Below are 10,716 nucleotides of genomic sequence, written 5' to 3'. Positions count from 1 at the left end.
TTTTTAGCCTCTAGTTCACACACGTTTAACGCTGGCGAACTTGTCAAAGCAAAATCTTGGCAGTAGAATAAGAGTTGTTCAGGTCGCTATGTCTACTAGCCTGGAGTCTGCGATTGCTGTATGAGCCCGTGCAAAGGTTCATACAGTGTGATTTTGAAAAGCCCCGTCTAAACAGCGGGGCTTTTTTCTTTTCTAAGCCCCAAGCTTATCAGCATCTTAACCTTTTCGTATAACATTTTTTACTGAGTATTTACTCATTTGAGCCATAACTCATTTACTCATTTAACCCATAACTCATTTACTCATTTTGTTACTCGCTCGATGTACTCAGTTAAAACAAGCGCCATGCTCTTACCTTTGCTGGCCGCATACATTTTCAGCTTTGAATGCAACTCTTCATCTATCTCAAAATTAACCCGTTTCAGTTTAGGTTTATCAGCCAAACTAGCCAGCGTTGCGGCTTTGTCTTTGCTGCTGCTTGGTCGGCCAGCTTTCAAAATTCCTACTTTACTCATTTCCACACCCCTACTCATTTACTCAAATACTTATTTACTCAAACGAGCTTTGCTTTAATCTCTGCTGCTAAGGCGCGCATTTCATTAGCGGCACTACCTTTTGGCTCTACGTCCATAACGGTTGTTCCGCTGGCTGCGGTGGTTGGATAAAGAACCCGTTGCATGATGCGTGTATCTAAAACGGGTAAACCATAGCCTGCTAGAACTTCTGCAACGTCAGCACCAATCTTTGTTCCTGCAATCGCTCTTGATACAACAAAGGCCGCTTTTAGCTTCCCGTCTGTTATCTCGATGCGCTGTTTTACCAAGTCAACTAAATCTGATGTTGCCCACACATCGTATGGGCTTGGCTGCACAGGTATCAGGATAAAGTCAGCCGCTTTAATCGCAGAGACTGCAAGGTCTGCCGCCTGTGGCGCACCATCAATCACAACAAAATCTTTACGGGCAATATGTTTTATATCGCGCTCAATCGTTGGGCGGTCAATACCAACAACAGCTAAAGGCTGGTCTTCTCTGACTGCTGCCCAGTCTCTAGTGCTGCCCTGTGGGTCTGAATCCACTAGCAAAACGTCTGCACCGTCCAACTGTAAAGCCCGTGCTAAGTGGGTTGCTATTGTTGTTTTCCCTGAGCCGCCCTTTTGATTTAACACTGCAATAACGTACATATTTAAACCCCTGTTGTGTGATGATGCCTTGGTTGCCTGTGCTGATTTTACTCATTTACTCATTTGATGCAAGTACTATTATACTCATTTGAGTATTTGCTTTGATCTATAAATGCAGGAAGAAGGTCATACGACCATGGTACGGATGCTTATACACTGGGTTGTGATCTTGGCATGATCGACTTCCCTGTCCTGTCAACAGCAGGCTAATGCGCGTTTTACAGGTATAAATAAGTCACTGGAGCAGAACCAAACTAGACTTCATCTGGTTCAAATCCACCAGCATCAGGAGGGGGCTTAACTGTGCGTTTAGTAATAAAAACAGGAGGTGTTCCGTGTAGAAGTACACCGTTTGCAACAACGTATTTAATGGGGATTTTAGGATTATTAATATCTTTCCCACCATCCTTGTGCCATTTTTCTTCCCATCTATCGTAATAAAACTCCAAATTCTCAGGTTTCAAAAGATAAACTGATTGAAGGCTAATGTCTTTATAGATCGCAAAAACCCAAGGTACTTTTCTGTACTTAGCGATAATAGAAGGATTCATATGGTGATGTGTCGAAAAACCAGCCGTAAGGGTTATGTTTACTGATTTCAGCTCATACTCTTGACCAGAGGCATCCTTGGCATCATTACCTTCTCGACCTGGAAGAACATCAAGACCAAGGAGTAAAAGAACCTGTAAAAGTTTTCCTCCATTATCCTGAAATATATCGTTAATTCCGTGTCTAGTCGCAAGGTCTTGGTACTCCTGCACCGAGGGCCAAACTTCCTTTAAAACTTTATAATCTTCGTGCGGCTCAAGCTTCATGTCTTAGATTTTTCCAACAATGAGGCGGGAGGCACACCAAGCGCTAACGCTAACCGCTCAATATTATCAATAGATATGTTCCGCTCTCCGCGCTCTACAGAACCAATGTAGGTTCTGTGAAGCCCAGCAAAGTCGGCTAGCGCCTCTTGAGACAAGCCAAGACCCTCCCGAACCGTGCGAAGATTCAGAGCAAAAAGCTTTCTGGTAGACGAGGACTTTGACTTGCTGTTCATATCAGAGATAATGGGCAGTAGATGACAATGAATCTACAGACTTTGAGTAGCAATATTAAATGACTACAACCATGAAAACACAGCCTGCTTACTACACTTCAAAGGGAGCCACATTCATTGGCGACTCACTTGAGTTGCTTGAAGAGCTACCTGATGACAGCGTTAATCTGGTAATTACTAGTCCACCTTTCGCACTGCAAAGACAAAAAGAATATGGAAATTTAGACCAGCATGAATACATCGATTGGTTCTTGCAGTTCGGTCGAATTGTTCATAAAAAACTACGGAAAGATGGCAGTTTTGTTGTGGATTTTGGTGGTGCATATATGAAGGGTGTACCAGTACGAAGCTTATATAATTTTCGTGTATTAATACGCATGGTTGATGAGCTTGGGTTCTTTCTTGCAGAGGACTTCTACTGGTTTAATCCATCAAAATTACCAAGCCCAATCGAATGGGTAAACAAGCGAAAAATGCGCGTAAAGGACTCAGTAAACACTGTTTGGTGGTTTAGTAAAACAGAGTGGCCACAAGCAGACATAACAAAAGTGCTAGCCCCTTACAGCGATAGAATGAAGAAGCTAATTGAGAATCCAGATAAGTACTATAAGCCCCAATTACGACCATCTGGGCATGACATAGGTAAAGGTTTTGCTAAAGATAATGGTGGTTCTATACCATCAAACTTACTGCAAATACCAAACTCAGAATCAAGCGGACTGTACTTAACAGGTTGCAAAATAGCAGATGTAAAGCGTCACCCTGCTCGCTTCCCTGCAAAACTGCCTGAGTTCTTTATTAAAATGTTAACTGAGCCCGGTGATCTAATTATAGATATATTTGGAGGTTCAAATACGACAGGGCAAGTTGCCCAAGCGGAAGATAGACGCTGGATGACTTTTGAGGCAGTACCTGAATATGTTGCTGCATCAGCATTTAGATTCATTGATAAGGATGTAAACCCTCAAAAAATGCGGCAGTTATACAATGAAATAGTTGAGGGAAAATCTATAGATATTGATAAATTCACTGCTGAATTAAACAATTAGCGCGCCCCCCTAAAACTAGCCGCCTTTGGCGGCTACCCAGACGCCAATTCCCAAACGAAATGCAACAAAGTGACCCACCGGTCAGGTACGGATAAAATAGCCGTATTGACCCTGTCGGAGACCCTGTTGCATGAAGGGAAAACATTTGACTCAGCATGAGCGCTTTTACATCGAAAAACGAAAAGCTGAAGGCGTTAATCAGTCCTGCATTGCCAGAGAACTGGATGTCTCTCGCTCTACCCTGAGCCGGGAGCTCAGGCGTAATACGGACCCCGCTTTCAACGGACTTTACTCCTCCAGACGCGCTGATGCCTTAGCCAGACAACGGCGGGGCGCCACCTCGGCACACAATGCCTGTGTCCCTCTGGGCCAGCAGACACAAGACTTTCTCCGGCAGGCGCTGGCTGTACATACCTCCCCTGAGGTTATCTGTGGGAGACTGAAAATCCAGTTTGATATCGCCGTCAGCAAAAATACCCTCTACCGCTATATCCGTTCGGACAGACAGGCTGGCGGTAAGCTTTACCTTCAGCTCCCTCACCGGGGTAAACGCTATCGCTATGATACGGGTGAGCCCGGACGCACGCCCATCCCGGACAGGGTTGGCATTGAGCACAGGCCTGCTGAGGCTGAACTCAAACAGGTTCCCGGGCATGTTGAAATCGATACGATTTTTGGCAAAGACCAGAAGTCATTCCTGCTGACGGTCGTGGACAAAGCCACAAAGCAGGTCATTATCCGTAAACTCCCCAATAAGTGCGCTGAGAGCGTCGTGGAAGCGTTCAGGGACATCGTGGCGAATACTTTCTGCGAGTTTAAAACCCTGACGGCAGATAACGGACCCGAGTTTGCGAAACATAAGGACATCACTCAGGTAACGGGCGCAAAGGTTTACTTTGCCCGGCCTTATCATTCCTGGGAGCGGGGGTTGAATGAGCATACCAACGGTCTGATACGGCGGTTTTATCCGAAAGGAACCGATTTTAATGGCGTCAGCGATGAAGATATTGCGAGACTGGAGCACATCCTCAACACTCGGGGGCGCAAATCTCTGGAATACAGCTCACCGAATGAGGTATTTTTAGAGTATCTACTCGCTGCATAACGCATGATGGTTTGTTGCGTTTCGTTCGGGAATGGGGCCATGGATTGTTAACTTTCGTTAACAACCACGTGCCTACAGCTGCGCTGCAAAGGTGTCCTTTGAAACCCTAAAGCAAGCCTCTACGAGTCTAAAAAAAGCCTAACCACATACCTATTCCATGAAACATTGCTATAGGAAAAAATAATGCACCAGCAATTAAAAAACCCCAGCTATCATCTTTAAAACAAACAATTACATGAGTTAGCCAAGCAGCAAACATAGTTATAAAAAATAACCCTGTTAGCCCAGCGAGAAATAAATCCTTTATTTTTTCCAAAGCATTTTCCTATAAATTTTAATTTAAATATAAAATTACAAGCTAATCAGGCGGCTCATAAAGACAATTTATAATAGCCTCAACTCCTACCCAACCACTCAATTCTGCGGCATCCAACACTTGCGCACGTAACCCTGCTTTACGCACCCAGCCCCACTGCTGTGGCGTTATATGCCCCAACAGATCAGCTTTATCTTCTTGTTTAGCTGCAATTTCTTCGTCTGTTAAATCATCCACGCCCACCAAGTCTTTTAGACCACGCGACCAGAGCAGCTGGCGTTTGCCGCGCATCACCTTGGCATATTCAACAAACTTTGCCCCCGCTACTTTGTCGCCATCACGTGCCAGGGCAAGTAATCCAAACGCCCCATTCCCGAACGAAACGCAACAAACCATCATGCGTTATGCAGCGAGTAGATACTCTAAAAATACCTCATTCGGTGAGCTGTATTCCAGAGATTTGCGCCCCCGAGTGTTGAGGATGTGCTCCAGTCTCGCAATATCTTCATCGCTGACGCCATTAAAATCGGTTCCTTTCGGATAAAACCGCCGTATCAGACCGTTGGTATGCTCATTCAACCCCCGCTCCCAGGAATGATAAGGCCGGGCAAAGTAAACCTTTGCGCCCGTTACCTGAGTGATGTCCTTATGTTTCGCAAACTCGGGTCCGTTATCTGCCGTCAGGGTTTTAAACTCGCAGAAAGTATTCGCCACGATGTCCCTGAACGCTTCCACGACGCTCTCAGCGCACTTATTGGGGAGTTTACGGATAATGACCTGCTTTGTGGCTTTGTCCACGACCGTCAGCAGGAATGACTTCTGGTCTTTGCCAAAAATCGTATCGATTTCAACATGCCCGGGAACCTGTTTGAGTTCAGCCTCAGCAGGCCTGTGCTCAATGCCAACCCTGTCCGGGATGGGCGTGCGTCCGGGCTCACCATGAAGTGGTCAACAAAAATTGGCCACGGTTTTAGAGCTTTCCCAAAATAATCGCTCTGATTCATTGGGTGTTAATCCACCATTGTATTGGTGGGGTCTGAGTTGGCTGTAATAGCCAATGATGTAATTCGTTATGGCGTTATTTGCTTCGCCAAAATTAGCGTATCCACAGTTGGGTACCCATTCTGATTTAAGACTGCGAAAAAATCGCTCCATTGGACTGTTGTCCCAGCAATTCCCACGTCGACTCATGCTTTGCTTTATCCGATAACGCCACAGTAACCGTCTAAATTCCTTGCTGGTATAGTGACTTCCTTGGTCAGAATGATACATAACGTCAGCCGGTTTCCCCCGGGCTTCCCAGGCCATCGTTAATGCTTTTCCTGTTAGGGCTGAGTCTGGAGAAAACGACATCGCCCAGCCTATTGGCTTGCGGGAAAATAAATCCAGAACAACCGCCAGATAAGCCCAGCGTTTGCCCGTCCAGATATAGGTCACGTCGCCGCACCAGGCCTGATTAGGCTCTGTTACTGCAAACTGGCGATCCAGATGATTAGGGACATCCACATGCTCTTTTGTGGCTTTTTTGTAGCGATGCTCCGGTTGCTGGCAACTGACAATATTAAGCTCTTTCATTATCTTACTGGCTCGCCAGCGACTTAACGGGACACCTTTTGCACTCACCATCTCGGCAATACTTCTTGCTCCCGCTGAGCCATTACTGACACGGTGTACTTCACGAACCAGTCCCTGTAAGACGATGCGTTTTGCATCAGGCAGCCGTGGCCGACTTGACCAGTAGCGATAACTGCTGCGATGGGTCCCGAACACATTGCAAATAAAGGCAACAGGAAAGCGCGTCCTGAGTTTCTCAACTAACGAGAATTGTTCAGGGAGTCTGACATCAAGAGCGCGGTAGCCTTTTTTAGAATATCGTTTTCCATTTCAACACGTTGTAACCTTTTCTTAAGCGCCTGTATTTCGATATGCTCTGGGGTTATGGCGGATGCTTTCGGTGTTTTCCCGTTGGTTTCATCGCGGATCTGATAAATCCATCGCTTCAGCGCAGAGATACTGACATTCATCGCCTTAGCCGCTTCCGGTTGTGTGTAATTATGCAGTAGGACCAGTTGCGCACATTCACGTTTGAATTCAGGACTAAATTTGTTGGTCATTATGCCACCTGTTTGGTTGATGAACTGACAATAGCAGTTCTTTTCAAATGGCCAAATTCAGTATTCCACTTCAGCTCAATGCCAACCCTGTCCGGGATGGGCGTGCGTCCGGGCTCACCCGTATCATAGCGATAGCGTTTACCCCGGTGAGGGAGCTGAAGGTAAAGCTTACCGCCAGCCTGTCTGTCCGAACGGATATAGCGGTAGAGGGTATTTTTGCTGACGGCGATATCAAACTGGATTTTCAGTCTCCCACAGATAACCTCAGGGGAGGTATGTACAGCCAGCGCCTGCCGGAGAAAGTCTTGTGTCTGCTGGCCCAGAGGGACACAGGCATTGTGTGCCGAGGTGGCGCCCCGCCGTTGTCTGGCTAAGGCATCAGCGCGTCTGGAGGAGTAAAGTCCGTTGAAGGCGGGGTCCGTATTACGCCTGAGCTCCCGGCTCAGCGTAGAGCGAGAGACGCCGAGCTCTCTGGCAATGCAGGACTGATTAACGCCTTCAGCTTTTCGTTTTTCGATGTAAAAGGGGTCAGTTTGGATATCGAAAATTATTGTACGTTAAGACTAATTTTTAACCTCTCCTACCCATTCACCTGTGTGTGATAGCATGTGCCATCTGCAACCATCAGGGAAAGGTAATGAGACCCAGTATCCGAGCGAAGATTGTGAAAGTATGTGAAGCTAAGATTGCGGCGAAAGGGGATGATGTTGGCGTGTCATTTTATGCTTTCTTTGCCAACAAGAATGATGACCCGGAATTACTCATGGAAGTAGCCCAATGGTGGATCATGGAAATGAAACTGGACCACTTTGAGAAAGCCAGAAAAATCATATCTCTCGTATAGATCACTCACCCCACTTCTGATTGACTTTCTCGGTGCAGTGCCTGAATTCGACATATTTGAGAGGGACTGTAGCCCGTAGCATCGGCTGTTTCACGGATACTCAGCTTTTTCACCTGGCGGCAGTACAGGGCTCCGTTTGGGAAACGGAAATTATTGTACGTTAAGGTTTATTTTTGGCCACCATAGAAAAGAAGAGCCTTAACTTGAGCAGGCTCTCATATCTTTATGCCCCGAAATGATACATTTATAGGTTAAATTATGTGCTATTTAGCAACATTCATGGAGCTTTTTTGTTGTTACATCAAGAACCTGTTTTAGCAGGCTTTTAGCCATAGATGTGTATTCATTCGTGTTATCTACCTCATTGCTCATAAAGTCGTCATAAATAACTTTGCGAACAGATTGAGGTATCTGAGGGTCACATACTTTTTGAAGTATTAATTGTAATTTTTCAAGTCGTTCAGTTCTGCGTTCAATCAACGCACTTCTATTTAGTTTTAGTATTCTTTGTGTGGAATCACCTTTCATGGTGATTCCAAAGGCAATGGGGCCGGTAAAAATCAATTCATTCTCTGGATCTCCGGAATATGGATCTTGAATATTTTCAGCAAATGGGTCTATGTCGGATTTATTTTGATTGCAAATCTCACAGGATAGCGTTAAATTTTCCCATTCAAATCTTTTAGATTCGTCGAGCGATTTTGGATAAATATGCTCAATATCTCCATGATGTATATGTCGTAGTTTACTTTCACAATAAGCACATTTTCCTGACGTCTCTTTAATCAGTTGTTCTTTAATTTCTTTATGATTATATTTTGATTTTAAATAGTGAGTTGACTCTATCCCCTTAGATATACTCATCAAGTGCAAGTCAGTCCATTGCTTGCTATTTTTAATAAGGACTTTAGGTTCAGGAAATTTAGTCAATTTAATCATAGTATTTCCTCCCCATGACATTATCAATAGCCTCTGGATAAAACTCTGACAGCCCAGAAGACTCTAATTCACTTCTGAGATTTTTTAGAGTTTCAGTTGTTATATTTTCTCTCGTAAACTTTGCGCAGATCCGCTGCAACTCATCATCAGCCCATTGCGGCATGGTAATAGATACACCTAATACATCTCTAAGTATTTTATTTGCTGTTGCTGCTTTTTGCTGTAAATCTAATTTAAATGATATTACTTTTTTGGGGCCTGTTTCTGGAGTTGATATATGTTCATACTTTAAGGCATATACATTAGACTCTTTCATTGAAGAAACCATAAATGGACTATGAGTAACAACAATGAATTGAATTTTCGGAAACGCTTCGGATAGATTATTCAGCAAAGTACGCTGCATGGCTGGATGAAGGTGGTTTTCAGGTTCATCAATTATCACGGTAAATGATTCATTTTCTTGAGAAAATAAGAGAATTTGCCATGCGATATCAATTATTGACATAATCCCACCAGATGTGGAATCCAATATAAAATCTCCTGACTTTGTTTCAAGCACAACATCGGGAATTTCAATTCTTATATTTTCAAAACCAATGTCTACAGGCAATACAATTCTCAATACATCTATAAATGAAAGAAATGTTTTTTCTGACCTTGTGCTTTTTTTCACATATTCGTTGCCAATGCCTAAAGCAGCCATAGATATTAAAGATTCTTTCATTTCTACTGTTGGGCTTGCATTAAAAGACGTATCCTCGATATGCCTCTTATATGCCGCCAAGTGTTTTTTATATGATTCATTTGCGTCGATGATTTTTGTGGGTATTTTGTCAACTTGTTTATAACTATTTGCAACTCTATGCGAGTGTATAAACAACCCTTTTATTTTGTTGTTTTTGTTTTCAATTAATACGTCATAATCAACCTTCGATAGCTCATTTTCTATCAATAAATTTGCCATCACTCCATCTGAATATTGAATAAATCCTATTTTATAATTTCCCTTATTTAAGGGTGTGTTTTCTTCGCAATTTTTGAATAATAATCTCTCTTGAGATTCATCATAATAAGGTACTGCCAAAAACTTATAGTCCCATTGAAAGTGCTTGGCTAATATCCTCAGAATTGTTGATTTACCAGACCCATTAGCTCCAGTTATTATTGTCATCTTGTCATGAATGTCAATATCAACATTTCCGAACTGTCGCCAGTTTGATATGCTTATTTTCTGTAATCTCATACAAATCCCTTATATAATCTAGTGCGTTATAATTGAAATCAATTTCATTTTAAAGCGACATTCTATTTTAAGGCTGCTGTTTATCATATTTTTTATAAATTGATTGTATACGACAAACCTGTGAAACACTGTACCCCGTAGCATCTGCAGTTTCACTGATACTCAGTTTCTTAACCTGTCGGTAGTACAGAACTTTCTGATGCCGTTCATGATCGGCCTGCTTCCCACGGTATTTACCAAGCGTGTGGGCTCGGTCAATTCCCTGTTTTTGCCGCTGGCGACGACTCAGCCAGTCCTTATGCGACATCGCGGCCATCAGGTCGATAAGCATGTTATTGATGGCGGTTATCACGGCACGGGTGATTGGATCAACCTGCGAAGGATCTTTATCTGACAACGCCTGCCATGAGGTGGGGACATCCAAGCTGACAATTCGCAGCTCATGTTGTTCTATCTGCTTTTTCAGCGTCATCCAGTCGCTGTTGCTCAGGCGGGTCAGACGGTCTATCTGCTCGACCAGCAAAATATCATTACGGTGGCTGTCCATCAGCAAGCGTCCCAGCTCCGGGCGGTCAAGTTTTGTCCCGCTGATATTCTCCCGGTAATAGCTAGCGATTTTATGCCCTCGTTCCTGAACGAACTGCTCCAGCATCTCTTTTGCCCGATCGGCGAACTGATCTTCCGTCGATGCCCTCAAATAAGCTCTGATGAACATTTTTCCACCGCATTATCTCATTTAGGTTATTGCATTTACTCTATCGCATATAGGTTATGTCATTCATCGTGTGCCGTCACGTTTTGATTATGGTGTCAGGGTGTACCCTTATGCGATAACCATTTTCGTTAAAAACACCACACTGAATAATTTACGA

General features: G+C 43.9%; 15 protein-coding genes and 1 pseudogene. 3 read left to right on the top strand and 13 right to left on the bottom strand.

Annotated elements, in window-relative coordinates; all coding sequences use genetic code 11:
- Nucleotides 1-302: 302 nt before the first annotated feature.
- From ACWJJO_RS23575 to ACWJJO_RS23560, 4 genes are all read right to left on the bottom strand, one after another.
- The gene (locus ACWJJO_RS23575) at nucleotides 303-515 is read right to left on the bottom strand and encodes a plasmid partition protein ParG (RefSeq protein ID WP_481091680.1); all 213 of its coding nucleotides are present in this window, start codon (nucleotides 513-515) and stop codon (nucleotides 303-305) included.
- A gap of 38 nt (nucleotides 516-553) precedes the next feature.
- Nucleotides 554-1,183: a ParA family partition ATPase gene (gene parA / locus ACWJJO_RS23570; protein WP_481091679.1), complete on the bottom strand. Its 630-nt coding sequence runs from the start codon at nucleotides 1,181-1,183 to the stop codon at nucleotides 554-556.
- Nucleotides 1,184-1,437: 254 nt separating this feature from the next.
- A complete protein-coding gene (locus tag ACWJJO_RS23565) occupies nucleotides 1,438-1,998 on the bottom strand; it encodes a restriction endonuclease (protein ID WP_481091678.1) in 561 nt (186 codons plus the stop codon).
- Nucleotides 1,995-2,231, bottom strand: coding sequence for a helix-turn-helix domain-containing protein (locus ACWJJO_RS23560; protein ID WP_481091677.1), 237 nt, complete (start codon nucleotides 2,229-2,231; stop codon nucleotides 1,995-1,997). The genes ACWJJO_RS23565 and ACWJJO_RS23560 overlap by 4 nt, the downstream gene beginning before the upstream one ends.
- Before the next feature lie 71 nt (nucleotides 2,232-2,302).
- Here ACWJJO_RS23560 and ACWJJO_RS23555 point away from each other — a divergent pair, with 71 nt between their 5' ends.
- Together ACWJJO_RS23555 and ACWJJO_RS23550 are read left to right on the top strand one after the other, a co-directional pair.
- Entirely contained in the window at nucleotides 2,303-3,280 is a 978-nt protein-coding gene (locus ACWJJO_RS23555; protein WP_481091676.1) for a DNA-methyltransferase, read from the top strand.
- Nucleotides 3,281-3,410: 130 nt separating this feature from the next.
- Nucleotides 3,411-4,385 carry an IS30 family transposase gene (locus tag ACWJJO_RS23550; protein WP_481090564.1) on the top strand — a complete coding sequence of 325 codons (975 nt, stop codon included), beginning with the start codon at nucleotides 3,411-3,413 and terminating at the stop codon, nucleotides 4,383-4,385.
- 127 nt (nucleotides 4,386-4,512) lie between these two features.
- Here the strand turns inward: ACWJJO_RS23550 and ACWJJO_RS23545 are convergent, their stop codons facing one another.
- The 5 genes from ACWJJO_RS23545 to ACWJJO_RS23525 all read right to left on the bottom strand — a co-directional run bounded on the left by ACWJJO_RS23545 (nucleotide 4,513) and on the right by ACWJJO_RS23525 (nucleotide 7,333).
- The gene (locus ACWJJO_RS23545; protein WP_481091675.1) at nucleotides 4,513-4,701 is read right to left on the bottom strand and encodes a hypothetical protein; all 189 of its coding nucleotides are present in this window, start codon (nucleotides 4,699-4,701) and stop codon (nucleotides 4,513-4,515) included.
- Between the two features lie 42 nt (nucleotides 4,702-4,743).
- On the bottom strand, nucleotides 4,744-5,100 hold the full coding sequence (locus tag ACWJJO_RS23540; RefSeq protein WP_481091674.1) for a hypothetical protein: 357 nt from the start codon (nucleotides 5,098-5,100) through the stop codon (nucleotides 4,744-4,746).
- Nucleotides 5,101-5,103: 3 nt separating this feature from the next.
- A complete protein-coding gene (locus tag ACWJJO_RS23535) occupies nucleotides 5,104-5,619 on the bottom strand; it encodes an IS30 family transposase (RefSeq protein WP_481091684.1) in 516 nt (171 codons plus the stop codon).
- A 30-nt stretch (nucleotides 5,620-5,649) separates the two neighbouring features.
- A protein-coding gene (locus ACWJJO_RS23530) for an IS3 family transposase (RefSeq protein ID WP_481090543.1) occupies nucleotides 5,650-6,815 on the bottom strand; the annotation gives its coding sequence in 2 pieces (ribosomal slippage) (nucleotides 5,650-6,569 and nucleotides 6,569-6,815; 1,167 coding nt in all).
- Entirely contained in the window at nucleotides 6,815-7,333 is a 519-nt protein-coding gene (locus ACWJJO_RS23525) for a transposase (RefSeq protein ID WP_481091683.1), read from the bottom strand. The genes ACWJJO_RS23530 and ACWJJO_RS23525 overlap by 1 nt, the downstream gene beginning before the upstream one ends.
- A 119-nt stretch (nucleotides 7,334-7,452) precedes the next feature.
- Between ACWJJO_RS23525 and ACWJJO_RS23520 the strand changes: the two genes are divergently transcribed.
- Nucleotides 7,453-7,659 carry a DUF6500 family protein gene (locus ACWJJO_RS23520; RefSeq protein ID WP_025901656.1) on the top strand — a complete coding sequence of 69 codons (207 nt, stop codon included), beginning with the start codon at nucleotides 7,453-7,455 and terminating at the stop codon, nucleotides 7,657-7,659.
- Nucleotides 7,660-7,664: 5 nt separating this feature from the next.
- Here ACWJJO_RS23520 and ACWJJO_RS23515 read toward each other — a convergent pair.
- From ACWJJO_RS23515 to ACWJJO_RS23500, 4 genes and pseudogenes are all read right to left on the bottom strand, one after another.
- Nucleotides 7,665-7,787 (bottom strand): annotated as a pseudogene (locus tag ACWJJO_RS23515) (recombinase family protein); the annotation flags it as partial.
- A gap of 139 nt (nucleotides 7,788-7,926) precedes the next feature.
- On the bottom strand, nucleotides 7,927-8,598 hold the full coding sequence (locus ACWJJO_RS23510; RefSeq protein WP_481091645.1) for an HNH endonuclease: 672 nt from the start codon (nucleotides 8,596-8,598) through the stop codon (nucleotides 7,927-7,929).
- Nucleotides 8,591-9,844 carry an AAA family ATPase gene (locus tag ACWJJO_RS23505; RefSeq protein WP_481091646.1) on the bottom strand — a complete coding sequence of 418 codons (1,254 nt, stop codon included), beginning with the start codon at nucleotides 9,842-9,844 and terminating at the stop codon, nucleotides 8,591-8,593. Before ACWJJO_RS23505 ends, ACWJJO_RS23510 begins: the two co-directional genes overlap by 8 nt.
- A gap of 67 nt (nucleotides 9,845-9,911) precedes the next feature.
- Nucleotides 9,912-10,559 (bottom strand): recombinase family protein, encoded by a 648-nt coding sequence (locus tag ACWJJO_RS23500; RefSeq protein ID WP_481091647.1) that lies wholly within the window; start codon nucleotides 10,557-10,559, stop codon nucleotides 9,912-9,914.
- Nucleotides 10,560-10,716 lie beyond the last annotated feature (157 nt).

The organism is Yersinia antarctica (assembly GCF_056636475.1).
This window is presented reverse-complemented; position numbering and strand designations above follow the sequence as displayed.